This window comes from Rhodococcus sp. P-2 (genome assembly GCF_016598535.1).
Lineage (GTDB): Bacteria > Actinomycetota > Actinomycetes > Mycobacteriales > Mycobacteriaceae > Rhodococcus_F > Rhodococcus_F baikonurensis.
This window is the reverse complement of the sequence record NZ_CP066779.1, coordinates 4,200,683-4,225,384: the sequence shown is the minus strand read 5'-3', so window position 1 is coordinate 4,225,384 and position 24,702 is coordinate 4,200,683. Positions and strand designations below refer to the sequence as shown.

29 protein-coding genes are annotated in these 24,702 nt (G+C 62.7%); 17 read left to right on the top strand and 12 right to left on the bottom strand.

Features of this window, described 5'->3' with window-relative positions; translation table 11 throughout:
- The first annotated feature begins 303 nt into the window (after window positions 1–303).
- The 5 genes from sucB (at window position 304) to I7X09_RS19990 (ending at window position 5,763) form a co-directional block, all read left to right on the top strand.
- The gene (sucB, locus tag I7X09_RS20010) at window positions 304–2,070 is read left to right on the top strand and encodes a 2-oxoglutarate dehydrogenase, E2 component, dihydrolipoamide succinyltransferase (RefSeq protein ID WP_200313364.1); all 1,767 of its coding nucleotides are present in this window, start codon (window positions 304–306) and stop codon (window positions 2,068–2,070) included.
- Between the two features lie 120 nt (window positions 2,071–2,190).
- On the top strand, window positions 2,191–3,078 hold the full coding sequence (locus I7X09_RS20005) for a TIGR01777 family oxidoreductase (RefSeq protein ID WP_200313363.1): 888 nt from the start codon (window positions 2,191–2,193) through the stop codon (window positions 3,076–3,078).
- A 29-nt stretch (window positions 3,079–3,107) separates the two neighbouring features.
- On the top strand, window positions 3,108–3,869 hold the full coding sequence (lipB, locus tag I7X09_RS20000) for a lipoyl(octanoyl) transferase LipB (RefSeq protein WP_200313362.1): 762 nt from the start codon (window positions 3,108–3,110) through the stop codon (window positions 3,867–3,869).
- A gap of 51 nt (window positions 3,870–3,920) precedes the next feature.
- Window positions 3,921–4,931: a lipoyl synthase gene (gene lipA, locus I7X09_RS19995; RefSeq protein ID WP_003941610.1), complete on the top strand. Its 1,011-nt coding sequence runs from the start codon at window positions 3,921–3,923 to the stop codon at window positions 4,929–4,931.
- Between the two features lie 76 nt (window positions 4,932–5,007).
- Window positions 5,008–5,763, top strand: a complete 756-nt coding sequence (locus tag I7X09_RS19990; RefSeq protein ID WP_003941625.1) for a DUF4191 domain-containing protein — start codon at window positions 5,008–5,010, stop codon at window positions 5,761–5,763.
- 72 nt (window positions 5,764–5,835) lie between these two features.
- Here the strand turns inward: I7X09_RS19990 and I7X09_RS19985 are convergent, their stop codons facing one another.
- Window positions 5,836–6,309: an RDD family protein gene (locus I7X09_RS19985; RefSeq protein WP_124569331.1), complete on the bottom strand. Its 474-nt coding sequence runs from the start codon at window positions 6,307–6,309 to the stop codon at window positions 5,836–5,838.
- Window positions 6,310–6,522: 213 nt separating this feature from the next.
- Between I7X09_RS19985 and glnA the strand changes: the two genes are divergently transcribed.
- The 4 genes from glnA (at window position 6,523) to I7X09_RS19965 (ending at window position 9,401) form a co-directional block, all read left to right on the top strand.
- Window positions 6,523–7,959, top strand: a complete 1,437-nt coding sequence (gene glnA / locus I7X09_RS19980) for a type I glutamate--ammonia ligase (RefSeq protein ID WP_003941609.1) — start codon at window positions 6,523–6,525, stop codon at window positions 7,957–7,959.
- Window positions 7,960–8,143: 184 nt separating this feature from the next.
- Entirely contained in the window at window positions 8,144–8,695 is a 552-nt protein-coding gene (locus I7X09_RS19975) for a hypothetical protein (protein ID WP_200313361.1), read from the top strand.
- Window positions 8,696–8,782: 87 nt separating this feature from the next.
- Entirely contained in the window at window positions 8,783–9,211 is a 429-nt protein-coding gene (locus I7X09_RS29780; RefSeq protein WP_200313360.1) for an IS110 family transposase, read from the top strand.
- Window positions 9,108–9,401 (top strand): hypothetical protein, encoded by a 294-nt coding sequence (locus I7X09_RS19965; RefSeq protein ID WP_200318149.1) that lies wholly within the window; start codon window positions 9,108–9,110, stop codon window positions 9,399–9,401. Before I7X09_RS29780 ends, I7X09_RS19965 begins: the two co-directional genes overlap by 104 nt.
- A 129-nt stretch (window positions 9,402–9,530) precedes the next feature.
- Here the strand turns inward: I7X09_RS19965 and I7X09_RS19960 are convergent, their stop codons facing one another.
- The 6 genes from I7X09_RS19960 to I7X09_RS19935 form a co-directional block, all read right to left on the bottom strand.
- Complete coding sequence (locus I7X09_RS19960) at window positions 9,531–10,757, bottom strand: MFS transporter (protein ID WP_200313359.1); 1,227 nt, start codon at window positions 10,755–10,757, stop codon at window positions 9,531–9,533.
- A gap of 327 nt (window positions 10,758–11,084) precedes the next feature.
- Window positions 11,085–12,212, bottom strand: coding sequence for a hypothetical protein (locus I7X09_RS19955; RefSeq protein WP_325100590.1), 1,128 nt, complete (start codon window positions 12,210–12,212; stop codon window positions 11,085–11,087).
- 106 nt (window positions 12,213–12,318) lie between these two features.
- Window positions 12,319–13,281: an SMI1/KNR4 family protein gene (locus I7X09_RS19950; RefSeq protein WP_200313358.1), complete on the bottom strand. Its 963-nt coding sequence runs from the start codon at window positions 13,279–13,281 to the stop codon at window positions 12,319–12,321.
- The gene (locus tag I7X09_RS19945; protein ID WP_200313357.1) at window positions 13,268–13,480 is read right to left on the bottom strand and encodes a hypothetical protein; all 213 of its coding nucleotides are present in this window, start codon (window positions 13,478–13,480) and stop codon (window positions 13,268–13,270) included. Before I7X09_RS19945 ends, I7X09_RS19950 begins: the two co-directional genes overlap by 14 nt.
- A gap of 782 nt (window positions 13,481–14,262) precedes the next feature.
- Window positions 14,263–14,721, bottom strand: coding sequence for a DUF5994 family protein (locus I7X09_RS19940; protein WP_124569307.1), 459 nt, complete (start codon window positions 14,719–14,721; stop codon window positions 14,263–14,265).
- A gap of 96 nt (window positions 14,722–14,817) precedes the next feature.
- Window positions 14,818–15,213 carry a PPOX class F420-dependent oxidoreductase gene (locus tag I7X09_RS19935; protein ID WP_166810532.1) on the bottom strand — a complete coding sequence of 132 codons (396 nt, stop codon included), beginning with the start codon at window positions 15,211–15,213 and terminating at the stop codon, window positions 14,818–14,820.
- A gap of 187 nt (window positions 15,214–15,400) precedes the next feature.
- Here I7X09_RS19935 and I7X09_RS19930 point away from each other — a divergent pair, with 187 nt between their 5' ends.
- The 5 genes from I7X09_RS19930 to I7X09_RS19910 all read left to right on the top strand — a co-directional run bounded on the left by I7X09_RS19930 (window position 15,401) and on the right by I7X09_RS19910 (window position 18,747).
- Window positions 15,401–16,588 carry an inorganic phosphate transporter gene (locus I7X09_RS19930; RefSeq protein WP_003941590.1) on the top strand — a complete coding sequence of 396 codons (1,188 nt, stop codon included), beginning with the start codon at window positions 15,401–15,403 and terminating at the stop codon, window positions 16,586–16,588.
- A 14-nt stretch (window positions 16,589–16,602) separates the two neighbouring features.
- Entirely contained in the window at window positions 16,603–16,884 is a 282-nt protein-coding gene (locus I7X09_RS19925) for a hypothetical protein (protein WP_003941641.1), read from the top strand.
- Window positions 16,885–16,918: 34 nt separating this feature from the next.
- Window positions 16,919–17,245: a DUF3349 domain-containing protein gene (locus tag I7X09_RS19920; RefSeq protein ID WP_234036639.1), complete on the top strand. Its 327-nt coding sequence runs from the start codon at window positions 16,919–16,921 to the stop codon at window positions 17,243–17,245.
- An 11-nt stretch (window positions 17,246–17,256) separates the two neighbouring features.
- On the top strand, window positions 17,257–17,568 hold the full coding sequence (locus tag I7X09_RS19915; protein ID WP_095969827.1) for a DUF3349 domain-containing protein: 312 nt from the start codon (window positions 17,257–17,259) through the stop codon (window positions 17,566–17,568).
- A 150-nt stretch (window positions 17,569–17,718) separates the two neighbouring features.
- Entirely contained in the window at window positions 17,719–18,747 is a 1,029-nt protein-coding gene (locus tag I7X09_RS19910; RefSeq protein WP_200313355.1) for an alpha/beta hydrolase, read from the top strand.
- A 72-nt stretch (window positions 18,748–18,819) separates the two neighbouring features.
- Here the strand turns inward: I7X09_RS19910 and I7X09_RS19905 are convergent, their stop codons facing one another.
- Window positions 18,820–19,212, bottom strand: coding sequence for a VOC family protein (locus I7X09_RS19905; RefSeq protein ID WP_124569305.1), 393 nt, complete (start codon window positions 19,210–19,212; stop codon window positions 18,820–18,822).
- A gap of 56 nt (window positions 19,213–19,268) precedes the next feature.
- Here I7X09_RS19905 and I7X09_RS19900 point away from each other — a divergent pair, with 56 nt between their 5' ends.
- Together I7X09_RS19900 and I7X09_RS19895 are read left to right on the top strand one after the other, a co-directional pair.
- On the top strand, window positions 19,269–20,048 hold the full coding sequence (locus I7X09_RS19900; protein ID WP_234036638.1) for a helix-turn-helix domain-containing protein: 780 nt from the start codon (window positions 19,269–19,271) through the stop codon (window positions 20,046–20,048).
- Window positions 20,049–20,050: 2 nt separating this feature from the next.
- Window positions 20,051–20,401 (top strand): inorganic pyrophosphatase, encoded by a 351-nt coding sequence (locus I7X09_RS19895; RefSeq protein WP_200313353.1) that lies wholly within the window; start codon window positions 20,051–20,053, stop codon window positions 20,399–20,401.
- Here I7X09_RS19895 and I7X09_RS19890 read toward each other — a convergent pair.
- From I7X09_RS19890 to I7X09_RS19880, 3 genes are read right to left on the bottom strand one after another with little or no spacing between them, the layout of a single operon-like run.
- Window positions 20,394–21,503, bottom strand: coding sequence for an LLM class flavin-dependent oxidoreductase (locus tag I7X09_RS19890; protein WP_124569303.1), 1,110 nt, complete (start codon window positions 21,501–21,503; stop codon window positions 20,394–20,396). The two genes, I7X09_RS19895 and I7X09_RS19890, sit on opposite strands and share 8 nt — an antisense overlap.
- Window positions 21,503–22,348, bottom strand: coding sequence for a hydroxyethylthiazole kinase (thiM, locus tag I7X09_RS19885; protein WP_200313352.1), 846 nt, complete (start codon window positions 22,346–22,348; stop codon window positions 21,503–21,505). Before thiM ends, I7X09_RS19890 begins: the two co-directional genes overlap by 1 nt.
- 44 nt (window positions 22,349–22,392) lie before the next feature.
- Entirely contained in the window at window positions 22,393–23,313 is a 921-nt protein-coding gene (locus I7X09_RS19880; RefSeq protein ID WP_200313351.1) for a sulfurtransferase, read from the bottom strand.
- Window positions 23,314–23,441: 128 nt separating this feature from the next.
- On the opposite strand from I7X09_RS19880, the gene I7X09_RS19875 reads away from it, so the two are divergent.
- On the top strand, window positions 23,442–24,128 hold the full coding sequence (locus I7X09_RS19875) for a GntR family transcriptional regulator (RefSeq protein ID WP_200313350.1): 687 nt from the start codon (window positions 23,442–23,444) through the stop codon (window positions 24,126–24,128).
- 46 nt (window positions 24,129–24,174) lie between these two features.
- On the opposite strand, the gene I7X09_RS19870 is transcribed toward I7X09_RS19875, so the two are convergent.
- Entirely contained in the window at window positions 24,175–24,696 is a 522-nt protein-coding gene (locus tag I7X09_RS19870) for a hypothetical protein (protein WP_200313349.1), read from the bottom strand.
- Window positions 24,697–24,702 lie beyond the last annotated feature (6 nt).

Here is a 24,702-nt window from a genome sequence, read left to right as displayed (position 1 = left end):
GCGATGTCCGTTGTGCCTGCGCACGACATACCGTTTGGTCCGCTTACGACGTTACAGTCGGACCCCCGACGCATACCTACTCGCCAGTAGCCGACACACCCGAAACGGACGGCATCCCCCTCATCGGACACGCCCGGCGTATCAATGGAAAGATGAACGACGGTGACGCCGCGCCCGCGCGTCGACATCGGCAAAATAGCTACAAGTAGCCGCACGTCGCGCGCCACTCGAGCACAATGCATTACGACCACAAGTCGACAAAAATTCAACAACCCGAACACAACTGTCGAGGAGTCAAAAGACATGGCCTTCTCCGTCCAGATGCCAGCCCTAGGTGAGAGCGTCACCGAGGGAACTGTCACACGGTGGCTCAAGCAGGAAGGAGACACGGTCGAAGTCGACGAACCCTTGCTCGAAGTCTCCACGGACAAGGTCGACACCGAGATTCCGTCTCCCGTCGCCGGCGTCCTGACCAAGATCGTCGCGCAGGAAGACGACACCGTGGAAATCGGTGGCGAGCTCGCCCAGATCGGTGAAGCCGGCGAAGCCGCAGCACCCGAGGCAGAGGCACCCGCTCCCGCCGCAGAAGAAGCTCCCGCCGAGGAAGCCCCGGCTGCCGAGGCACCCGCCGAAGAAGCTCCCGCTGCCGAGGCACCCGCTGCTTCCGGTGGTTCCGCTGAAGGCACCGCCGTGACGATGCCCGCCCTCGGCGAGTCCGTCACCGAAGGCACCGTCACCCGCTGGCTCAAGGCCGTCGGCGACGAAGTTGCCGTCGACGAGGCGCTGCTCGAAGTCTCGACCGACAAGGTCGACACCGAGATTCCGTCTCCCGTCGCCGGAATCCTGCTCGAGATCAATGCGCAGGAAGACGACACCGTCGAAATCGGTGGCCAGCTGGCCGTCGTCGGATCCGGCGCACCCGCCGCGGCTCCGGCGCCCAAGGCTGCTCCCGCTGCACCGGCCGCACCGCCGGCGCCCAAGGCTGAAGCACCCAAGGCTGAAGCACCCAAGGCCGAAGCACCCAAGGCCGAAGCACCCAAGCCTGCTGCCGCACCGGCTGCACCCGCTCCGAAGCCTGCTGCAGCTCCCGCACCGGCAGCTGCCCCCGCAGCTTCCGGCGACAGCAGCCCGTACGTCACCCCGCTCGTGCGCAAGCTCGCGACGGACAACGGCGTCGACCTCGCGACCGTCACCGGCACCGGCGTCGGCGGCCGCATCCGCAAGCAGGACGTGCTCGCCGCTGCGGAGGCCAAGAAGGCTCCCGCCGCCGCTGCTCCTGCTGCTGCAGCACCCGCGGCCGCACCTGCGGCCACCGCAGCCGCAGGCGTCCGACCGGAACTGGCACACCTGCGCGGAACCACGCAGAAGGCCAACCGCATTCGGCAGATCACGGCCACCAAGACACGTGAGTCGCTGCAGAACACCGCTCAGCTCACGCAGACCTTCGAGGTGGACGTCACCAAGATCGTCGCCCTGCGGGCCCGCGCCAAGGCCGGCTTCATCGAGCGCGAAGGCGTCAACCTGACGTTCCTTCCGTTCTTCGCCAAGGCAGTCGTCGAGGCGCTGAAGTCGCACCCGAACATCAACGCCAGCTACGACGAGGCTGCCAAGCAGATCACCTACTACGACGCTGAGCACCTCGGCATCGCAGTGGACACCGATCAGGGCTTGCTCTCCCCCGTCATCCACAACGCCGGCGATCTCGGCCTTGCCGGCTTGGCCCGCGCCATCGCCGACATCGCGAAGCGTGCACGCTCGGGTGGCCTGAAGCCGGACGAGCTCTCGGGTGGAACCTTCACCATCACCAACATCGGCAGCCAGGGCGCGCTGTTCGACACCCCGATCCTGGTACCGCCGCAGGCGGCCATGCTCGGAACCGGCGCCATTGTCAAGCGTCCGATGGTGGTCACCGACGAGAACGGCAACGAGTCCATCGGCGTTCGCTCGATGATCTACTTGCCGCTCACCTACGATCACCGTCTCGTCGACGGTGCCGACGCGGGCCGATTCCTCACCACTGTGAAGCAGCGGTTGGAAGAAGCCTCGTTCGAAGCTGATCTGGGCTTGTAAGCATCTGCTCGGCCGGCCGGGGCGTCATCTCCATCAGGAGGTGGCGCCCCGGCTTTTTCAGTACGGTCGGATATATACGTTCGGATATCGAAGCAGGCTGAATCGAAGGAGGCTTTCCGAATGCGAGTAGTCATCGCCGGCTCGTCCGGTTTGATCGGAACGGCCTTGGTGTCATCGTTGCGCTCCGACAACCACGACGTCGTACGTCTGGTGCGACGGTCGACCGCCGGCCCCGACGAATCGCGTTGGGACCCGGACCACGACCGTCTGGACCTCTCCGTCTTGCAAGGCGCTGACGCCGTCGTGAACCTCTGCGGCGTCGGCATCGGCGACAAACGGTGGTCGGGTTCCTACAAGCAAGCGATTCGTGACAGCCGCATCGTCGCGACCGATGTCCTGGCCGAAGCTGTCGCAAGTCAGAAGGTTCCCGTACTCGCCAACGCAAGCGCCGTCGGCTATTACGGCGACACCGGCGACAACATCGTCGACGAGGATTCGCCGGCAGGTACCGACTTCCTCGCCACGACGTGTCGCGATTGGGAACTTGCCACCGAGCCCGCGCGCAAGGCGGGAGCCCGCGTGGTCAATCTGCGCTCGGGCGTCGTGATTTCACCCCACGGCGGCATGCTCGGTCGGCTTCGACGCATCTATTCGTTCGGTCTCGGCGGACGACTGGGCAACGGTCGCCAGTACTTTCCGTGGATCTCACTCGAGGACGAGTGCGACGCGATCAAGTTCGCGCTCACGAATTCCGAACTCTCCGGTCCCGTCAACCTGACTGGTCCGGCCCCTGTCACCAACGCCCAGTTCAATGACGCCATGTCCCGTGCGGTCCACCGACCGGCTCCCTGGATCGTTCCCGGGTTCGCTCTCGAAGCGTTGATCGGAGAATTCGCCAGGAGCGGCATCCTCGGTGGCCAGCGAGCCATTCCCGCGGCTTTGGAAAAGGCGGGATTCTCCTTCCGCCACAACACGATCGGCGAAGCGCTGGCGGCCGCACTCGGATGATTCCGAAGTCGGGCGTAATCTCTACGTCCATGAGCAGCGCTGCCGTTTCCGCCCGGTTCTCGAAACTGCCGATCGCCGTCGAGCAACTCGGTTTGATCGACTACAACGCCGCGTGGGACCGCCAGCGTGAGCTCGCGGAAGCGCGGGCAGACGACATCGGACCGGACACGCTACTGCTCCTCGAACACCCGCCGGTGTACACGGCAGGACGACGCACGGAACCCGAAGATCGTCCCGTCGACGGCACACCTGTCATCGATGTCGACCGCGGCGGGAAGATCACCTGGCACGGCCCCGGCCAGCTGGTCGGATATCCGATCGTGAAACTGGCCGAGCCCATCGACGTGGTGCGATATGTCCGACGCATCGAAGAAGCACTGATCACCGTGTGCACGAACCTCGGCCTGAACTGCGGGCGCATCGACGGCCGCTCCGGCGTCTGGCTGCCTGCCGACACTGCAAACGGACAATGGAAGCCCGAGCGCAAGGTGTCTGCCATCGGCGTGCGCGTCCAACGGGGCGTGGCACTGCACGGCTTCGCCCTGAACTGCAACTCGGTCCTGACCGGATTCGACAACATCATTCCCTGCGGCATCCGTGACGCCGGGGTGACAACGCTGTCGCAGGAACTCGGTCGCGACGTCACCGTGGACGAAGTCACTCCCGCCGTGACCGAGGCAGTGATCGCTGCTCTCGACGGAACCATGCCCGTCACCGAACGGAACGTCGAGCGCGTCACCTACGAAAGCGCCTCGCCTACTCCGACTTTTACTACCGTTCAGTACAGCTGACGGGCTCGCCCGAACCCCGTTGCAGTAATCACCGGGCGTAGGATCACTGTCGTGACTATCGCCCCAGAAGGACGTAAGCTGCTCCGTCTCGAGATCCGAAACGCGGAGACGCCCATCGAACGCAAACCCAACTGGATCAAGACCCGCGCAAAGATGGGCCCCGAGTACACGGAGCTCAAGGGCCTGGTCAAGCGTGAAGGTTTGCACACCGTCTGCGAGGAAGCAGGCTGCCCCAACATCTACGAATGCTGGGAAGACCGCGAAGCCACCTTCCTGATCGGCGGCGAGCAGTGCACACGCCGCTGCGACTTCTGCCAGATCGACACCGGCAAGCCCGAAGCCCTCGACCGCGACGAGCCCCGTCGCGTCGCCGAAAGCGTTCAGGCCATGGGACTTCGGTACTCCACGATCACCGGCGTCGCCCGCGACGACCTCCCCGACGGCGGCGCCTGGCTCTACGCCGAGACCGTCCGCAAGATTCACGAACTCAACCCGGGCACCGGCGTCGAGAACCTGGTTCCGGACTTCAACGGCAAGCCCGAACTGCTCGACGAGGTCTTCGCCTCACGCCCCGAGGTGCTCGCACACAACCTCGAGACCGTCCCCCGTATCTTCAAGCGGATCCGTCCGGCCTTCCGGTACCAGCGCAGCCTCGACGTCATCACCGCAGCGCGCGACTACGGACTGGTCACCAAGTCCAACCTGATCCTCGGTATGGGCGAAACCCCTGAAGAGGTCACCGAGGCGATGGCAGATCTCCACGCCGCCGGTTGCGACATCCTCACCATCACCCAGTACCTGCGCCCCTCGCCCCGGCACCACCCCGTCGAGCGGTGGGTCAAGCCCGAGGAGTTCGTCGCACACTCCAAGGCTGCAGAAGAGATGGGCTTCGCCGGCGTCATGGCCGGCCCGTTGGTTCGCTCGTCGTACCGCGCCGGGCGCCTGTATGCGCAGGCCATGGCACATCACGGCCGTGAACTTCCCGAAGCGCAGCGTCATCTCACCGAGGGCGGAGACGCCTCCCAGGAAGCCAGCTCGCTCATGGCGCGCCTGAATCGCTGATCCACTTTTTGCTGTGCGCCTTTATTAACCGCGGGCGGTTAGTAAAGGCGCACAGCAATGGACGTATCCTGGGTACATGGCGAACGGCAGCAAATCCGGTAAGGGCAAACCCACCAAAGAGGCAAAGGCTGCAGCGAAGGCTGCCCGCAAGCAGGCTTCCAAGGAACGTAGAACTCAGCTCTGGCAGGCATTCCAGATGCAGCGCAAGGACGACAAGCTCCTCCTGCCGCTGATGATCGGCACCCTCGTCGGTGCGGCTCTGGTCTTCTTCCTGGTCGGTCTCATCTGGGGCCTTCAGTGGTTCCTGCTGCCGATCGGCATCGTTCTCGGTCTCCTCGGTGCCTTCATCATCTTCGGTCGCCGCGTCCAGAAATCGGTGTACAAGAAAGCTGAAGGTCAGGCCGGTGCCGCTGCGTGGGCCCTCGACAACATGCAGGGCGCGTGGCGCGTCACGAACGCCGTCGCCGGCACCACCCAACTCGACGCCGTTCACCGCGTCGTCGGACGGCCGGGTGTCATCCTCGTCGCCGAGGGTTCGCCGCAACGCGTCAAGGGCCTCCTCGCTCAGGAGAAGAAGAAGACCGCTCGCCTCATCGGCGACACCCCGATCTACGACATCATCATCGGCAACGACGAGGGCCAAGTTCCGCTCTCGCAGCTTCAGCGTTACCTGAACAAGCTGCCTCGCAACATCGACACAAAGCGTATGGACAACATCGAAGGTCGCCTCGCTGCGCTGAGCGCACGCGGCGGCGGAGCAGCGCTTCCCAAGGGCCCGATGCCCGGAGGCGCGAAGATGAAGGGAATGCAGCGAACCATTCGTCGTCGCTGACACTCCCCCACAGCAAAACGAAAGACCCGGGCCCATACGGACCCGGGTCTTTCTTCGTTCGAGAAGTTTGTGTCAGCGCGACTTCACGAGCAAAGTGCCGGTCGCGCGATCCTGCATACCGCGACCGTCGATGTCGGTGATGGTCGCGGGAATGACGAACACCAGCAGCGCCTGACGTCCCAACGCGCGCAGGAAGCCCACTCGGATCGGGCCTTCGATTCGCGCGACCTGAAGTCCGAGGACGAACTGCCCCGGGGTGAAGTTGAACAGCGCCACGGTGACGACACCGACGGCGAACCACACCATCAGCGTGACCGTCGAGGTCATGCCGTCGAAGAAGTCACCGGTGATGAGCGAGGCCACTCCCACGGCCATCACCCAATCCACCAACAGTGCCGCAATACGACGGCCCGAACCGACCAGCGAACCCGGACCCTCCTGAGGGAAACCGAGGAGCTCGCCACGGTACGACTGCTCACGGCCGTCCGCGCTCTTCGGCAAAGCTGCTTGTGGCCCAGAGAGCCAAGTTCCGGTGATACGTGCCATGCTGTCCAGGATAGGCGTCGCAGCACCGTAGTCCAGATTTGCCGGGTTTTAACTGTGTGGCCGGTCACATGGACTTCGGAAATCCCCAGGATGCTGCGACGCGTAACACTGCCGAAACAAAGGGTTGACGAGCGGGCAACACCAGCTCCCTACCGTCTGCCTCGACGGATTCAACCGACATCACTTGGCTGAAGCGACTTAAGGAGCACAAGCGTGGCGTTCACCACGGCCGAAGAGGTCATCAAGTACATCGCGGACGAGAACATCGAGTACGTCGACATTCGGTTCAGCGACCTGCCCGGCGTCCAGCAGCACTTCTCGATCCCGGCGTCTGCTTTCAACCAGGACGTGTTCGAGGACGGCCTCGCATTCGACGGATCTTCGGTCCGCGGATTCCAGTCGATCCACGAGTCCGACATGATGTTGCTTCCCGACGTCACCACGGCGCAGATCGACCCCTTCCGCAAGGCGAAGACCCTCAACATCAACTTCTTCGTGCACGACCCGTTCACCCGTGAGTCCTACAGCCGCGACCCGCGCAACGTTGCCCGCAAGGCCGAGGAGTACTTGGTCAGCACCGGCATCGCGGACACCGCATTCTTCGGCGCCGAGGCCGAGTTCTACATCTTCGACTCGGTTCGCTACGACTCCGGCATGAACTCCGCTTTCTACGAGCTGGATTCCATCTCCGGTTCCTGGAACACCGGCGCAGAGACCAACGCCGACGGCTCCCCGAACCTCGGCTACAAGGTTCGCGCCAAGGGCGGCTACTTCCCCGTCGCTCCGTACGACCACTACGTCGACCTGCGCGACGAGATCTCCACCAACCTGACCAACGCAGGCTTCGAGCTCGAGCGCGGCCACCACGAGGTCGGCACCGGCGGACAGCAGGAGATCAACTACAAGTTCAACACGCTGCTCGCAGCTGCTGACGACCTGCAGCTGTTCAAGTACATCGTCAAGAACACCTGCTGGCAGCACGGCAAGTCCGCAACCTTCATGCCGAAGCCGCTCTTCGGTGACAACGGCTCGGGCATGCACGTCCACCAGTCCCTGTGGAAGGACGGCAAGCCTCTCTTCCACGACGAGTCGGGCTACGCAGGCCTCTCGGACATGGCTCGCCACTACATCGGCGGCATCCTGCACCACGCTCCGTCGCTGTTGGCCTTCACCAACCCGACGATCAACTCGTACCACCGTCTGGTGCCCGGCTACGAAGCTCCCATCAACCTCGTGTACAGCCAGCGCAACCGCTCGGCAGCTGTCCGTATCCCGATCACGGGCAACAACCCGAAGGCAAAGCGTCTCGAGTTCCGCGCACCCGACTCCTCGGGTAACCCGTACCTCAACTTCGCTGCACAGATGATGGCCGGTCTGGACGGCATCAAGAACAAGATCGAGCCGATGGCTCCGGTCGACAAGGACCTCTACGAGCTTCCCCCGGAGGAGGCTCGCAACATCCCGCAGGCTCCGACCAGCCTCGAGACGGTCATCAACCGCCTCGAAGCCGATCACGAGTACCTGACCGAGGGTGGCGTCTTCACCACCGACCTGATCGAGACCTGGATCTCGCTCAAGCGTGAGCAGGAAATCGCTCCGGTCAACCTGCGTCCGCACCCGTACGAGTTCGAGCTCTACTACGACGTGTGATCCGCATCCTGACGTAAGTCAGACCTGTGAGTTTCGAGTGCACCCGTCCCGCGTCTGCGGGGCGGGTGCACTTGTTTCGGTCCGATCGAATGTGTCCGCCACACATGTCCCCAGCCCCAACTGAGCGGAGTTACATCGGGTATACATTCGACCGATACCGACTTGGGTGCGGGAGGAGCAACAGATGCCGGATCCGTTCGCAATCGAAGTGGACGCCTTCTACAACACGATCGTCCTGCGCTCACCGGATGTTTACGAACCACTCGCGCCGGATTGGTTTCCCACCGAACCCCAATTCGTCACCGGTGGACCAGGCCGGCTCGTCATCCACACCGGTGGACGCGGGCTCGTACGCGTGACAGTCACCTCCACCGAAACACCTGCCCCTCCGCTCACGGATTCGCTACTCACAGTGTGGGAGGACATCGCGGAGGGTTCGTTCACCATCGAGAGCGACGAACTCTGCTTCGACGGATTCTCAGGCGAGGTATCGCATCCAATTCCCCATCCGAGGCCAGGCCCATGCCGAGTGCGAGTGTTTGCACGGGGACGGACTGAGTACTGGGACGCCTACCGGACACCGGAGGCCCAACCGCAGATACGACTCCACATCCAACTCTGGCCGGAGCAACTCGGCGGCCCGCACCTCATCCAGTACCGAGACCGGTTTACCGGAAATCGTAGCCGGGAACATCTCTCTCCACAGCGCAGTTCTGCTCCGGACCCTGCTACCTGATCCAGTAGTTTTCTGTGCCGAGGTCGGTAGAGAAGTGCGAGTAGTCGACATACCTGCAAGGGCTGCGGATGCGGCGTTTCGCGGACCTTGAACCCCGGCAACGGAAAGACCGACGCGAAAGATCCTTTCATCATCGCCCATGCCGCCCGCACGCTCCCCGATACGCTGTTGCCGATCGGAGAGGCCAGCGACCTAGTCGAGGGTCTACGCATGCTGTCCGAATTCGGCGCCGATCTGGCGGTCGACGAAAACCGGTTGATCAACGGCCTGCGGTCGGTACCGTTTTCGGTGAATCCGGCACTCGGACGCGCGAACGACGCGCAGACGCACTGCCCGGTCGGACCAGGATTGCTCGCGAAGTTCGGTGGACCAGTCGGGTTCGCCGCCGCATCACGACGACACTTGGACTCGTATGCGGAAGGTCTCGCGCCGCGACCTGTGGAAGAAGGTCGACAACACTACCGTCAGTGCACTCAGCGAGCAGACCGTCAGTGTCCCAGGCGCGGAACAGGCTGATCTGTTCTTCAAACACCTTGCCGGTCAACTGCTCGACGTCCGCGTCGCCCGCCGCGACACGGCCGCACGCTTCGATCAAGCCCTGGCCGAATACCCGGTTGGTCCGATCTCGACGTCGCTACCGGACGTGGGCGTGCCAATGCTCGAGCACTCACGACAGTGCAGCGAAATACATTCGGCTGCGGCATAACTCGGGCAGTCTTCAGCGGAGCTCACTGCCGGGGCTCCCGCAGCTGAAGGATTGAATTGATTACCGGGCATCCACCCGCGGGGCGGGTTCGACAACGGTTCCAAGGCGCGGCGGGTACGTGTCTCGAGGTCAGAGTTCGCGCGTCGGATGTCGCATCGGAGAGAACCCCAATGTGGCTGCAGCGATGGCGAACACAACAGTGACGCCGAGCAGGGTTAGGCGTTCACCGATTGCGCTGACCAGCAGACCCGCTGTCACTGCGCCGAGGGCAGCCATGGTGCGGTTGACGGAGCGTCGGGCAGCGTTGACACGCCCGAGAAGCTCATCGGGGGTGAGAGCTTGCCAATAGCCCATCTCGTTCGCGTTCTCCGCGCCCGCTGCCAACCCTTGCAGGCCCAGCGCTGCGAACGGCAACACATGGCCGACATCTGTGTCCGTCGCGCAGGCCACGAGAAGCCAGGTGACGGGGTATACCGTGCGGGCCAGGATGACTGCTCGTCCTGATCCGATGCGCGTGCCGAGCGCGTGAGCGCAGGATGTGCCGAGGAGGCTGGCGACACCGAACGTCGTCAACAGCAAACCGTAGGTGTAGGCACTGAACCCGAGCGAGCGAAGAGCGAACAGCGACAATACAGTCAACGCAGCTCCGTTGGCAAGGAACCACACGTGCGTCGATATCGCGAGCGGGTTGAGAGTGTGGTGGCGATACGTGAATCGCAGACCCTCACGCACTTCGTTCATCAGGTTTCGGGAGCGAGAAGCGGGTCGAGGCTCGTCGACGTCGAGCCCGAAATTGAGTGCGGCATCGATGACGTAGCTGATTGCGTCGACGGCGATCACCACGGGAGCGCCGAGCAGGCCTACGAGTGCGCCTCCGACCGTTGGTCCCAATGTCGTTGCTACTGCGTCAGCTTGGTCGAGTCGAGCGTTTGCTTTCACCAGTTGGCTGCGTGGAACCAGCCGGGGCAACAAGGACTGCATCGCGGCGAAGCCGAACACCGAGAAGGAGCCGAACAACAGCAACACGATGACCAGAACCCAGATGTGCAGAAGGCCGGCGAGCCAAAGGAGCGGGACGGCACCGAGCACCACCGCTCGACCGACGCTTGCCCACACGAGAATTGGCTTGCGCCGCCACCGATCGACATAAACCCCCGCGACCAACCCGAGCACCGCATACGGGATGAACTGCGCCGCGTTCACCACACCCACTTCGAACGGCGTCGCGTCCAAAAGCTGCACTACCAAAATGGGCATCGCCACAGCTGTCACCGACGAGCCGGCCGAACTGATCACCGCGGCCGTGAGAAAGCGTCGAAACGATGAACGGTGACTTGGCGGCGAAACGTCACTCATCGCAGCCATCCACGGCGCCACACAGCCGACTTCAACAGTCTGTCCCGCTCATGCAGGGCACTGTAACCGAGCACGCCCGATATCGGTGCTGAGGACGAGAAGGCTGTTGGCATTGCGAGATTGATAGAAGCACTCAACCGGGACCAAGGACTGGAGCGGACACAGCCACTCACCGAGGCCAATTACGTGGCATCAACCACGTCCACAAGTTCGAGCTCGGAGCCACGCACCTCGTCCTCGTAGGTGGGGTTACCCGTCTCGACTTGCACTCCGCGATGCTCTCAGGGTGGACACTGCACAGCGAACACGATTGGCGGTCCCTCATTGTTACGTTTCTTCGACCCAGTCGAGATGTTCTCGGCTGTCGTCGAGCACCCAGGTACGGGACTCGTCGCCGAGGCGGTCGGGGTCAGTGAGCCAGCATGTCGCGTCGGGCGCCCACCCGGCGATGACGCTGGCCGTCTCGTCGTCGACTCCGATCGCGGTTCCCGCCGCGGCCAGGTATCCCATAACAGTGAGATGCACGCCCGTGTAGCTCTCGGCGACGAGCTGCCAGTTGGGGATGACCCATCGCCCTGATCGTCCGGTAGTCCGGTACCAGTCGTGTCGTTTCTCCGCGGTGACCTCGAGGGGGAACCGTCTGCAGAGTTCCGCCCACGCCCGCGCGCCGTCGATCTCGTATATGCGAGCGCCGGCGGGTGCGCCGACTTGTCGCACGGCGATGCGTTTCCAGTCCATGCTGTCTTCGACGAACCACAATTCTGCCGGGGTCCCGTCGAACAGTGTCCGTGTCGAACACCGAACAGACGGATTCGACCACCAGTAACCGGACCAGTTCGCCTTTGGATCGGTCGGGCGGTCAGCGGCTCGCGCTTCCGCTGCGAGAGTGTGCTCGTGCCAGTCGATCAGGAGTTCTGCAGCCGTCGACTCAAAGGTGTCGGGGCTGTCGTCGTCCCGGCTCACTATCACCCATTGGTCGGTCTCGGCGAGCGCGGTCGTCCACCACTGCGCGTGTGGGGATCGTGCGATGTGCTCGGCGACTCGTCGAAGCTCACGTCGTACCGGTGCGGTTGCGACGAGGATGTCTTCACCGTCGGGGTCCTGCCAGTAGCGTGCTGTGTCCGTCGCGGCGGCGAGGGCCGAGCGGAGTGCAACCTCGGTCACCTCGGGAAGCGGTACCTCGGACAGGCGGTGCGCCACATCGTCGGCAGTGACAACGGCACGTAGGGGATCTTCAGGAGGCTCTTCAGCGCCGGACTCGTGCGCGCGTGAGTACGTCACGCTGGAGTCTCGATCGGGGTCGAGGCGATGCGACGCCAGAAAAACCGCGGAACGGAACGAGTCGTCATGCGGCTCGGGTCGCCGGATCCGTTCGGCATCCATCACGTAGTCAAGCAGCATCCGCCGTCCGCGTGGCCCCGACAACAACGCATCTGCTGTACTCGTTGTGCTCACTGCCTCAGGCTCCTCGATTTCCGTCATGACTGTGTGTACCAGTGTGTCGACCTATCGGTGTTGTGCGCTTGGGCCACACACCCCGGCAGCCCCAGCGGATCGGGCATCACTCGTCGAACACGAAGGTGGCGCTGCCATCTGCTGGTAGCTCGTGAACGATCACTTCGTTGCCGATACCCGTGACAACGGACACGAAAGTGGCCGCCTGCCTGTCGATCCCGACGAGCCAGCTGATCCCGACACCCTGCTGACGGGGCACTCGACGGAAGACCGATTCGCCCCCTTCGATAGCCGCCCCCGGGTGCAACGATCGGGCTGTGTCCAACACCGCTTGCCGCACGGCACCGAGGTCGATCAGGTCATCGTCCGGTCCGATCTGTGACGGCTGAAAATACGTCAGAGCGAACGGCAGACGGATCATCACCTTGGGCTCGGGCGCGGGCCCCTGCACCGGGTTGTCACTGAAGTCGACGTCCCAGACGAGGGCGCCGCCCTCGATAGTCGGGACAAGACCGGAATGTTCGGTACCCGACTCGACACTGATCCGCACCGAATCGACGTAATCCGTCAACGACGCCGACTCCGGATCAGATTCATCAGCACCCTCCGAACCGAACTCGCGAACGCAACCTTGCCGCTGCCCACCGCGCGTGTCGATGCACAACAGATCACCGCAGCCGTGCACCGCGAACGGAATGTATTCGGCGACAAACATGTGCGCGACTTCCCCGGCCGGCTGCCGCCGCGCCATACTTCCCCACTCATCACCCAAATCTTCGGTGTCATGAAGGTGCTCTAGCAAGTATCTGTGCTCTGTGACGACCTCGTCGAGACAGAGCATTTCGAAGCCCGGGAACACACTCCCGACGAAGGCTTCTCCGCCGGTCGGCCTCTTTTGGCCGTCGTGAAGGGAGAAGAACTCTCGAATCTCCGCAGTCCACGGCGCCGTTGCGCGTTCTGCATCTTCTCTCTCGGAGAGTGTCCGGGGCGGACGCATCGCGCCTGCCGTGATCGGAGCCTTCTGGTGAAGAACCTGCATGTACCGCAGCCATGCGTCAGTGAGAGTCATCGCCTGAATGTATCCGGTCGAGTTCCATCTCCCGCTCCTGGACAACCCGCTCGAGGTCGAATAGTTCACGGTTCGGAAGTGGCTGAACGAACTCCTCAGACGGCAACCCGTTGATCTGTTCGTAGAGCTCGATCAGTTCGGACGGCCACGTGGTGCCGGTGGATTCGGCGGCATCTGCGATGCCGCTGGAGCAACGCAATGGTGCAACTGTCGCGTTCGGTCGAGATCAGTGGCACTGCTTCAGCGTCGATCCAGACATCACGCTATTTCGTTACTGGTGTAGGGGCGAGATCCAATAATTCCGATCTCGCCAGATTTCAAATCGATACTGATACAACAAGTTACCGGGCTCCGCAAACGCGGCTATCTTCCGGCTCCACCGTCGAGAATTAACGAGAGCGTCGGAAAACAAGCCACGCACCCAACCCGGCGATGGGCACAAGCCAAATCCCGACAGAGAAGGCGACAGCGCGCCACACACCGATTCGCCGGGACACGGAAACCACATCGGCTGTTCCGACAAGGCACAGGGAAATCCATGTCAAGGCGAGAATGAATCCGCCGACGTACAGAAGAACGAACGCCCCAAATCCGTCCATACAGTCCATTCCACTGTCGGCGCAGTCCTGAAGCCCCGCCGCACCGAGTAGGGAAATCTTCACAGTGGCGATGCTACGGAGCAAGGCGTCCCGAACGGCCGAACAACCCGGCAGATTCGGCGATGCGAACGCCGGTCAGTCCGAACAAAGTAGAAGCCCCACCCCCGTGGGGAGGGTGGGGCTTCCTTCGATCCGGCGCTCACGCACAGTGGGAGGGTGGTGGGCATGCCGGATCGACGACACGGCAGGGAGTCAAGCTGCCGCGCCCAAGCGCTGACCGGAAGGAATGCGCCTGAGATCGTGGTTACGAGAACCATCAAACCAGACAAACTGGACGCATGTTCAGGAATCGAAAGATTCGATCCCACCCGTCAGAAAGATCTCACTGCACCCGATAGATTTCGCTGCGGCCAGGATCCACCAACCGCCGCATGATCTCGTACGCACGGTCCGGATCCGTGTACGGCGGAATCATCATGAGAACGAGTTGACGGCCGTGGATGTCGTCGAGATACATCAAATCGTGAGGCTGGCCAGGGTACGGACCCCGCACTTCCAGTCCGTCGACCTCGTCGATACGTCGCTGGGCGCTGCTGATCGTGTTCCAGTCGAACGCAACCCGCGCGATCGGCCCCAACCTCAGCGAAAGTGCGGATATCAGATCGTGAAGCTCCGCCGTGACGTTCGTGGTCCACGGGAACCACGCGCCGTCCACCGATGCCTTGACGGCACCTTGACCGCGAAGCAGGAATCGCGGAGTCCGCGTCGGCGACGGGAAAGGTTGCCCGACATGGCGCTGCGGCGCTTCCGTTGCATAGTCGAGAGTGCTGATGTGCGCCATGACGACGCTCCTTAACGGAGGATTCGTGGAACCGTCAGGCAGAGGCGCCCGGTCGTGGGTTCCATACCTTCAGGCTACTCCGACGCGCAATACCGACTACGCGTCGACGGAAATGATCACGCCGGTATCGCCGTACGGGAACGGCCCCTTGCCGATGTGGCCGAGAGTGTTGAAGAATTTCGAAATAGGCACCATCACACCGTATTTCGCTTTCACTTTGCTGCGAATCTCGTCGAATTCAGCTCCACCGCTCACCAACTGAGCTGTCCCGGCGACCGGCGACGTACCGTCGGTCACCTTTCCGCGGTTGTTGCACGGCACGACGGTGACGCGTGGGTTGTTCCGCAGCCGCTTGGCCTTACCCGATTTCGAGGATGTCCAGAAGCCGATACGTCCGCCAGAGAGCGGTACGACCCACGTCGGAGTGGCCACGCCGTCACCACTCTTACGGAAGGTGGTGACCGAGATCGTCTTCTCTTCGCCCAGGGACATGAGACGAGCGTATGCCTCCACACACTCGACGACCACGCACGCGAATGAACTTTCTCTGCCCCAGGCGTTTCAAAACGGACAATTATCCGGACGAAGATGAACAACAGGTGCCGAATGGTGGAAATGTCGCGGAACGACCCCGCCTCAGGTCGATTTGTGGCCCGCCGGTGTTGGAACATGACTTCTCGTGAATGCGGAACTCATCGTTCTCCTCGTCGTCGTCGTAACCGCTCTGGGGTTCGACTTCACCAACGGTTTTCATGACACTGGCAACGCTATGGCCACGTCGATTGCAACCGGCGCCCTCAAGCCCAAGGTGGCAGTCGCTCTGTCTGCTTCCTTGAACCTGGTCGGAGCTTTCCTCTCGGTAGAGGTTGCTGCCACCGTGGCCAAGGGCGTGGTGAACCTCGGAAATGTGGGTGGCCAAGCGCTGCTCACCATCGTCTTCGCCGGCCTTGTCGGCGGCATCATCTGGAACCTGGCAACGTGGTTGCTCGGCATCCCCTCGAGTTCCTCACATGCGCTGTTCGGCGGATTGATCGGCGCCGCCATCGCGTCCCTCGGAATGAGCGGTGTCGCCTGGAGCGGCGTCCTCAGCAAGGTTGTCATCCCCGCAGTTCTCGCCCCCGTCGTAGCCGGCTTGGTTGCAGCGGCCGGAACCTGGCTCATCTACCGCATCACCTCCAACGTCGGTGAGGAAACCAAGGACAAGGGTTTCCGACTCGGCCAGATCGGTTCGGCTTCACTCGTTTCCCTCGCCCACGGCACCAACGACGCTCAGAAGACCATGGGCGTCATCTTCCTCGCCCTGGTCGCCCACGGAACCATCTCCGCCGACGCGGACATGCCGTTCTGGGTCAAGCTCACGTGCGCACTCGCGATCGCTGCCGGAACCTACCTCGGCGGGTGGCGAGTCATCCGCACGCTCGGCAAGGGTCTTGTCGAGATCGCCGCACCCCAGGGTATGGCGGCCGAAGCATCTTCTGCTGCAATCATTCTCACCTCCAGCCACCTCGGCCTTCCCCTCTCGACCACCCATGTGGCGACGGGTTCCATCATGGGAACCGGTCTGGGACGCAAGGGCGCCGAGGTTCGTTGGGGCGTCGCCGGACGTATGGCGGTCGCCTGGTTGATCACTCTCCCGTCCGCTGCGATCGTCGGCGCTCTGTGCTGGGGCCTGGCCAACATCGTCGGCGGCCTGCCCGGTGTCCTGGTCGTCTTCGCTGTGCTCATCGCCTTGGCCGGTTGGATGTACCTGCGCTCCCGCAAGGAGCCCATCGATCCGAGCAACGTCAACGCCGAGTGGGACGGCGGCCTGGTGCCTGCAGAGGTCCCCGGTCCGGACGCCCGCGTCACCACCGACGTCAAAGCCTGAAAGAGGGAATCGACATGGATATCTTGAAAAACACCGTCGACTCGCTCTGGCAGGTCGTACTGGTCGGCCTCCTGCTGGGCGCCGGACTTCCCGCGATCTTCGCAATCGGCCTGAAGTCCCTCGACGCCGGGCAACGTGGCAGTGGCGGCGGGAGCACTGCCGTAGCGGCTCGCAGCCCCTTGGCCGTGGCAGGCGCAGTGGTGTGCTTCGCAGTAGTGCTCATCGCGATCGTCACCGGAATCCTCTTCATCATGCAGGGCTTCCTCAGCCACACATTCGGCATCGAGATCTTCTGATCCCGTGCGCCCTCACGAGCGGAAAGACATCACCGTGACTGCACCGACTCCATCCCTTCCTCAATCCATTCTGGAATGGCTTCGCGCCGGCTACCCCGAAGGCATACCGCCCAAGGATCGCATTCCGCTGGTCGCATTGCTTCGACGCAAGCTCTCGGACGCGCAAATTCGAGACATTGCCATCGGCGCTGCGCTCGCAGAACTGAGCGATGCCAACAGCGACCAGGTGATCTCGAGCGACGAGATCAGCGCTCAGATCGCCGATCTGACGAGCCAGACTCCCTCGGACGACGATATTGCGCGCGTTGCCTCCGTCCTGGCCGCCGCCGGGTGGCCCCTCGCTGATCTCGACAACGACTGAAGCTCGATTCGTTGAGTCTTCCACCACTTCTGGCTTCGATACTCGGCTGGCTGCGTGCCGGGTATCCGAACGGTGTGCCGGAGCAGGACTACGTCCCTTTGATGGCTTTGCTCCGGCGACAACTGTCCGACGACGAGATCGCCGTTCTTGCCGACGATCTCGTCGCCGAGTTTCCGGTCCCCGTCGATCCGATCGACATCGGCGTCCTCATCACCAAAGTCACCGACGATATTCCGCACGAAGCAGACGTCGCACGGGTACGTGAACACTTGATTCGTGGAGGTTGGAAAATCGAGGCGCAGCCTCCGGTTGACGACGCCTGACGGCACTTCGTAAATCGGACCAGTTTGATAACGAACCGGTAACGGTGCCGTCGAGGTCAATACAGACCACTTAGTGTCATAAGGAATTCCGCGCCTCGGGGGGCTCGGTCGGATTTCGGTGTGCAAGCACCTTTGGGGCGGGAGTGATTGATGCACGAGATACACACAGGCCTTGCAAACAATCGAGATTCTTCGAAGAAGCAGATTTCGAAACGAATCAAGCGTCGGATCCTCGGCCTCGCCGCGACAGCACTCGCACTCCCCCTTACCGCAGGCCTGATCAGCGGATCAGTGGCGACCGCAGCGCCCGCGCGTACCGCCCCGGCCGGTGGCTACGAGGATGTGTTCGTCGACTCCTCGATGGGGCCGATCAAGGTCCAGATCCAGTGGGCTTCGCGCGGCGGCAACGCGGCGCTCTATCTTCTCGATGGTCTACGAGCACGCGACGACCGAAACGCATGGAGTTTCGAGACCAACGCACTCGAGCAGTATCGCGGCGACAACGTCACCCTGGTCATGCCGGTCGGCGGGCAGTCCAGCTTCTACTCGGACTGGTATGCGAACAGCAATTTGAATCGCCAACCGGTCACGTACAAATGGGAAACCTTCCTCACCCAGGAACTTCCCGCCTATCTGGAATCGCGTGGCGTCTCCCGAACCAACAACGGTGTGCTCGGATTGTCCATGGGTGGCAGCGCTGCCCTGACGCTCGCCGCCTATCACCGCGATCAGTTCAAGTTCGCCGGATCGCTCTCGGGGTACCTCAACATCTCAGCTCCAGGCATGCGTGAAGCGATCCGCGTGGCCATGGTCAGCGCCGGGTCCTTCAATGTCGACGCCATGTGGGGACCGCCGTGGAACCCCGCTTGGCTCCGCAACGACCCCTTCGTGTTTGCACCCGAATTGGCTGGGCTCTCCCTGTACATTTCCGCCGCGAGCGGCCTACCCGGACAGTTCGATCAACCGCGTCGTCCCGTCGACTTCGTGAATACCGGTAGCGCCATCGGCCTCGAAGCCCTGGCCCTGATGAACTCACGCGCATTTCAGTTGCGCATGAACTCCCTGGGAATTCCGGCAACGTACAGCTTCCCGGCCAACGGCACTCACTCGTGGCCGTACTGGGGCGCGGAACTATGGAAGGCGCGAGGCCAGATCCTCGACACCCTCGACGCTTGGTGAACTGACAACGACTCGATCACCGACAATCGCAGGCCCCGACCGAATTTCGGTCGGGGCCTGCGTCGTTCGAAATCAGAGCGAGGCAAAGAGATCCACGGTGTTGCCGTCGGGATCGAGCAGAACGGCATAACGCTGGCCCCACACCGCATCGAACGGTGCCTTGTGCCCGGGGAAGTCGGCTGTGATGCGCTGATACGCCTCGTCGACGGCCGCGGGTGTCCCGAAATCGAAGGCCAAAGCGACGGGGTGTCGACCTTCCCCGACCGCGAAGTCAGGATCGAAGCTCGCAATGGTGGACAGCGCGTCCCAGGCCAGCCGAAGGCCACCGTCGAAAGTGAACTCCACATGCGGAGCGTCAGCGGGTGTTTCCGGAATGTCGAGCCCGAGCGTTCGGTAGAACGCGAGGGAACGAGCGAGATCGTTGGTGACGATTCCGACGAGATCGAGTCTCGGAGAGACGGACACGGTATTTCTCCTGTTTCGGGTCGAGAAGTGATCGGCGAGTGTGTGACGATGATCTGATGACCGGCACTGACACCCTCGCTCTCGACGGTAGTCGGACGATGGCGTCGAGTCTTGAACAAAACGGCCACACCTATGTCGAAACTCGGATCACCGATTCGGCCGGCCTCTTCAGTTGCACGTGGAAAAGCACTACCGAAGCCCCTACGCCAACGGAAGCAAAACGAATTCTTCCCGATCTCTGCGCAGACTTCATCGTCGACAGCACCGGAAAGTCATGGCTCGTCGGACCTGCCACCAGTGCCGATCTGGTTTCGGTCGCCGCCGGGACAACCATGTGGGGCATCCGGATCAATCCACTGGCTCTGCGGAGCCTGCTCGGCGCAGCGGCCGACGCGGTGCAGGATTCGAAGATCGCCTTCGACGACATCCTCACTTCCAGACAGGCGCGGGTGCTTGCCGACGCACTCCGTCACGAAGCAGTCGACGCTCGCCTACTGGGCGAGCTGTGGCGTGGACTGGAACCCGACCACGGAATCGAGCGCGGTTACTCCGCGCTCATCTCCTCCCCTTCGGCTCCGATACGAGAGATCGCCGCAGACCTCGGTGTTTCCGAACGTCATTTTCGACGGTCGATCACGTCGTCGATCGGGCTGTCCCCCAAAATGATTCAGAAAGTGCAACGTATCCAGGACGTGTTGACCCTCAGCCGCGATGCTGATCTCACGCTGTCGTCGCTGGCCGGTCGCGCCGGCTACGCCGACCAAGCCCACCTCGCGCGCGATACGCGAGCGCTGACAGGCCTGACACCGACTCAGCTACTGCGCGAGCACCGGTAACGATGAGCGAAGACCTGTTCTCCGCCCTCGATCACCTGGCTGCCACGTCAACTGTCGTGATCGATCGCCCCCGAGGGTCGGCACACCCGCGTTACCCCGCTGCGATTTACCCGCTCGATTACGGCTATCTCGACGGGACCGTCAGCGCGGACGGCGACGGGATCGATCTGTTCCGAGGCTCTGCCGTCGGCAGCGGCGTTGTTGCCATGGCCGTTATTGCCGACATCGACAAGAAGGACGTGGAAGTCAAGATCCTTCTCGACTGCACTGCCGATGAAATCGGCACTGCTGCAGCATTTCTCCGAGACACTTTAGGCCTCGGCGCCACTGTCTTGCGGCGCGAAGTCAGCTGAGTTCGTCGAATCGCGGAACAAGATGCTCCGCAACCCACTTCGCTTCCTCGATCAGAGGCCAACCGGCCAGGATCAGTGCAGTCAAACCGGTTCGGCTGCGAAGCGTGCGCACCGAGTCCGTGATCGAATCCGGATCGCCGACGTAGTACACCGCCGATGACCCGGTGCCGAAGATGTCGAGGGGTGACCACGCTGTGATACCCGCGTACAACCCGTCACCGACGTACAACTCCTCTGGTTCAGGAAGTCGGCCGGAGGCAATCTTGTCCGCCCAGCCCTGCCGCTGTGCGTCGCGGGCGGTGAAAGTTTTGAGGTCCTGCTTCCCCTGAGTACGACGACGCACTGCGTTGTCCAAGACATGGGCGATCTGCTCGACGCCCGTCTTTTCGAACAACGAACGGAAACGGTCGTGCGCCTGCGCTTTGGTGGGGCGAACGATCACACCGGTCAGCGCACCGAAATCGGTGAACTCACGTCCGGCTGCCTCCGCTGCCGCCCGTGCGGCAGAGAATTTGTCTTCGATGAACGACGTCTCGCGCAGCATCGCCAAGTAGGTATCGAGAACCTTGCCTGAATTCGCCAGGCCTGCAGGCGAATCACCGGTACCCCACAGCGGAACCTGATGCCCTGTGGGCGCATCGATACGCAGTGGTGTGTTGGGAAAGTTCGACTCGGTCCCTTCGGAGTAGATGCGGCGGAAGTCTGCCCAGTACTGCTCCCCCAACTCGTAACGCTCGTCGTGAGGCACGTTCATGTCGTACTTGGTCAGGATGTTCTCGCGTCCGTTGACCGAGTTGATCAACAGTCGGCCACCACTGAAGGCGTCGAAGGTCAACGCCTTCTCTGCCAGCAGTCTCGCCGGCGTCATGTTCGCGTAGACGGCGACGAGGAACTTCATGCGCGTGGTGTGCGCTGCAGCCCAGGTCGCCGAGATGAACGGATCGTTCGGCCAGGTGGCAACAAGAGCACCTTCGAATCCACCGTCGTCGATCGTCTTCGCGAGCTCGATCTGCCTGGCCCCGTCCACGGGGAACAGTCCGCCGGGGCTCCACGGGTAGTCCCCGTCGGCCTGGGTGAGATACCAGAATGTCTTGACGCCCATCAGTTCTGCACTCCAGCCGGCAGGTCGAACGATTCTATTCGGGCACGCGAGCGGATGGTGTCTGCATTCACGTTGTAGAGCGCGTCGAGGTACGCGACCGCGAAAGAACCGGGGCCCGAGGCATTTTCCTCGGCGATCTCCGACGCCACGGCAACATGCGTGTGCGCGGCAAGCAATCCGTCCAACGCGGTCGGCGTCACGGCGAGGTAGGCCGCAACAAGGCCGCCCAGAGAGCAACCGGTACTGGTCACGCGCGGCAACAGTGCGCTGCCACCGGAAACTCGGACACCCCGAATGCCACCGCCACTATCGCGGCCCACGATGTAGTCGATCGGGCCTGATGCCGACACCGCGTCCGCGTGCTTGAGGAGTGCCAGAGCGGCGGGCACTGCGTCGGCGGAGTCGGACGCACTGTCGACGCCACGGGTGTCACCGCCGAGTCCCGCCAGCGCGATGATCTCCGACGCGTTCCCTCGGATCGCGCTGGGGTGAAAGCGCAGCAGGTCCACAGCAATACCGCTCCGCCAGGGCAGTCCACCTACACCGACCGGATCCAAAACCCATGGCGTACCGGCAGTTCGGGCCGCTTCAGCGGCTACCAGGAAGGCTTCGGCCGTTCCGTCGTCCGGCGTTCCGAGGTTGACGAGCACTCCCCCGGCGATGGCAGCGAACCCACCTGCCTCGTGAACATTGTCGATGTGAGCGTTGCTTGCGCCGGCAGCGAGCAGAACATTGGTCAAGAAATTCGCCGAAACGATGTTGGTCAGCGACTGGACGAGCGGCACCTGGTCGCGGAGTGCGTCGATCGCAGAGGCGACGGTTTCGACAGAGACAGTGTCAGACATGAGATTTCCTTCAAAGCGGATGGTGGTATCGGGACTACGGCGATTCAGGATCGCTGACATCGATCGTCCGGAATCGCGCTTTCGGACCCACGGCCGACAACCATCGGCAAAGCCGGAACTGCAGTCCATTCCTCCAACGAACCGTCGTACACTTTGACGTCCTCGTAGCCGCTGCGGATCAGCGCAAGCGCCGTCAAGCACGCCGAAACGCCACCGCCGCAATAGATCACGACAGGTTCGGCGACGGCAGGCACAACCTCGGCAGATCTCGACAGAAGATCGTCCACCGGAAGCATCCTGGCATCGGCGTCGAGAAGACTCTTCGCGGACAGATTCACACTCGACGGGATATGCCCGCGTCGCGAATATCGCGTCTTCTCCGTTCCCTCGTACTGCTCAGACGAGAGAGCACACACCAGCGTGCCGGCTACTTCTCCCGAGGACAGTGAGGCAACGCGCGGTAGATCGACCCATAGGCCGAGGTCCGTCACGCTCCAACGCGCCGAAGCCGACGTGTGGGTTACGTCGTCGCCGCTCGCGAGAGCGAAGCCGCGTCGAGTCCATTCGGCGAGGCCACCGTCGAGGACTCTCGCTTCGATGCCGGCGTTGCGAAACACCCACCAGAGCCGTGACGCCCAGGTGGTCGAACCCTGGTCGTAGATCACGATTGTCGCGCCAGGCTCGATACCACTGGATTGGAGATCGGAAACCAACTGCTCCGTTGACGGGTGTGTGAAATGCAGCGCCGCTTCCCTTTCGGAGAAGACGTCCATGAGGTCGATGTGCCGAGAACCCGGGATGTGCGAGGAGACCCAGCCGTCGTACCCGGATTCCGGGCTGTAGTCACCGTCGAATCGCGCGGGAGGAAAATGAACCGTCGCGTCGAGCGCAGCGACGCCTCCCTCACGCAGCATCGCGTCGAGTTCAGCGGCGCTCACCAGCGGCGACGCGGTCTCTCCAGCCACTTCGGACCCTCTCCCTCGGAAACGAACAACCACGAACCTAAATGAGTACTAGCGTATACGCAAGTACTCACTCGTAGTCGATGGCATAATCGAACGCGTTCTACTTGAACGCACAGGAATGGGGACACATGGAACTCGACGCCGATACGAGCACCACCGATATGCTGGTGCCGGAGGCTGCGCTGGGCCGGTCCGATCAGACTTCGAGGCAGTACCTGCGCCTGAGGGCCGACATCCTGGCCGGCAAGTTCCCCCAGGGCGCTCCGCTGCACGAGACTCAATTGTGCGAATCGTACGGCGCATCGCGTACCCCGATCCGGGAAGCACTCAACTGGCTCGCGCACGACGGTCTACTCGAGCGAGCCGCCCGCGGTTTTCGTGTCCGCTCCGGCACACCCGAGGACGTCATCGAAATCTACGCAGCGCGGGTGGCCCTCGAATCGGAAGCTGCCGGTGCTGCCGCACTCCGCCACAGCGATCTCGACCTTGCCCGCCTGGACGGACTGCACGATTTCTGCTGCACTGCAACAGAAGGAACCGAGGTTCGTTCCGGGAACTTCAAGTTTCACGAGGCCCTGTGGCAAGCCGCCCACAATTCCACCATCACCTCACTGCTGATCCGCCTCACCACCCAATTGCGAATCTACGACAGCGGCCCGCCGTCGAACTACGGAGAACCGGACCTACTCAATTCGGAACATCACGAGATCTTGAACGCCATCCGCGCCAGAGACGAATCGTCCGCACGTGGCCACATGCGCAACCATCTCGAACGCAGCCGCGACCAGCGGATAAGGATGTTCGCCAGCCGCTGACTTCGGACAGCCGAGAGTTGCACACCGCCGCTTACGCCGCCGTCAGTCAGGCGGGGAGCGGGCCGATCTCGACGTCGTACACACTCTCGGCCGGGCTCGACATCACGCGGTCCGCCATCTCCTGCTTGAGCACTGTCAGCCGCGCTTCGTCTTCGGCCGTCCGGTCAGTCTTGCGGGAAAGAGCAATGAACTCGTCGACGACAAATCCCTCACGAACAGTCAGCGTGACGCTCGCACCACGATAGTCGACTCGAAAGACGTACAGTGCGAGCGTATTTCCTCGTTCCGGCCGGGCCAGGGAGCTGTCGACGGTGTACCGCCCTTCGGTCACCGCGCGCGTGACCAACTCGAACGCATCGCGCACGCCTGGTCCGCGATGTGCGGTGGCCACGACCAGGTCACGACGCTCGACGGAGCCCTCCCCGCCGAGCACCTCGAGTGCGCGCTCGAGAACCTTGTAAGCATGCGCCACGCCTCCCGGAGCCTGCGGACCGTGATAGCGCAGAGCATCCTCGTGCGTGAATTCGAGCGTCGTCCCGTGATCGGTCACGGTGAGCGTGCTGGTCATCATGGG

Coding starts and splice junctions, on each gene's coding strand:
- sucB (WP_200313364.1), top strand. CDS start 304: ATGGCCTTCTCCGTCCAGATGCCAGCCCTAGGTGAGAGCGTCACCGAG.
- I7X09_RS20005 (WP_200313363.1), top strand. CDS start 2,191: ATGCGAGTAGTCATCGCCGGCTCGTCCGGTTTGATCGGAACGGCCTTG.
- lipB (WP_200313362.1), top strand. CDS start 3,108: ATGAGCAGCGCTGCCGTTTCCGCCCGGTTCTCGAAACTGCCGATCGCC.
- I7X09_RS19990 (WP_003941625.1), top strand. CDS start 5,008: ATGGCGAACGGCAGCAAATCCGGTAAGGGCAAACCCACCAAAGAGGCA.
- I7X09_RS19985 (WP_124569331.1), bottom strand. CDS start 6,309: ATGGCACGTATCACCGGAACTTGGCTCTCTGGGCCACAAGCAGCTTTG.
- I7X09_RS19975 (WP_200313361.1), top strand. CDS start 8,144: ATGCCGGATCCGTTCGCAATCGAAGTGGACGCCTTCTACAACACGATC.
- I7X09_RS19965 (WP_200318149.1), top strand. CDS start 9,108: ATGCGGAAGGTCTCGCGCCGCGACCTGTGGAAGAAGGTCGACAACACT.
- I7X09_RS19960 (WP_200313359.1), bottom strand. CDS start 10,757: ATGAGTGACGTTTCGCCGCCAAGTCACCGTTCATCGTTTCGACGCTTT.
- I7X09_RS19950 (WP_200313358.1), bottom strand. CDS start 13,281: ATGACTCTCACTGACGCATGGCTGCGGTACATGCAGGTTCTTCACCAG.
- I7X09_RS19940 (WP_124569307.1), bottom strand. CDS start 14,721: ATGGCGCACATCAGCACTCTCGACTATGCAACGGAAGCGCCGCAGCGC.
- I7X09_RS19935 (WP_166810532.1), bottom strand. CDS start 15,213: ATGTCCCTGGGCGAAGAGAAGACGATCTCGGTCACCACCTTCCGTAAG.
- I7X09_RS19925 (WP_003941641.1), top strand. CDS start 16,603: ATGGATATCTTGAAAAACACCGTCGACTCGCTCTGGCAGGTCGTACTG.
- I7X09_RS19910 (WP_200313355.1), top strand. CDS start 17,719: ATGCACGAGATACACACAGGCCTTGCAAACAATCGAGATTCTTCGAAG.
- I7X09_RS19900 (WP_234036638.1), top strand. CDS start 19,269: ATGACCGGCACTGACACCCTCGCTCTCGACGGTAGTCGGACGATGGCG.
- I7X09_RS19895 (WP_200313353.1), top strand. CDS start 20,051: ATGAGCGAAGACCTGTTCTCCGCCCTCGATCACCTGGCTGCCACGTCA.
- I7X09_RS19890 (WP_124569303.1), bottom strand. CDS start 21,503: ATGGGCGTCAAGACATTCTGGTATCTCACCCAGGCCGACGGGGACTAC.
- thiM (WP_200313352.1), bottom strand. CDS start 22,348: ATGTCTGACACTGTCTCTGTCGAAACCGTCGCCTCTGCGATCGACGCA.
- I7X09_RS19875 (WP_200313350.1), top strand. CDS start 23,442: ATGGAACTCGACGCCGATACGAGCACCACCGATATGCTGGTGCCGGAG.
- I7X09_RS19870 (WP_200313349.1), bottom strand. CDS start 24,696: ATGACCAGCACGCTCACCGTGACCGATCACGGGACGACGCTCGAATTC.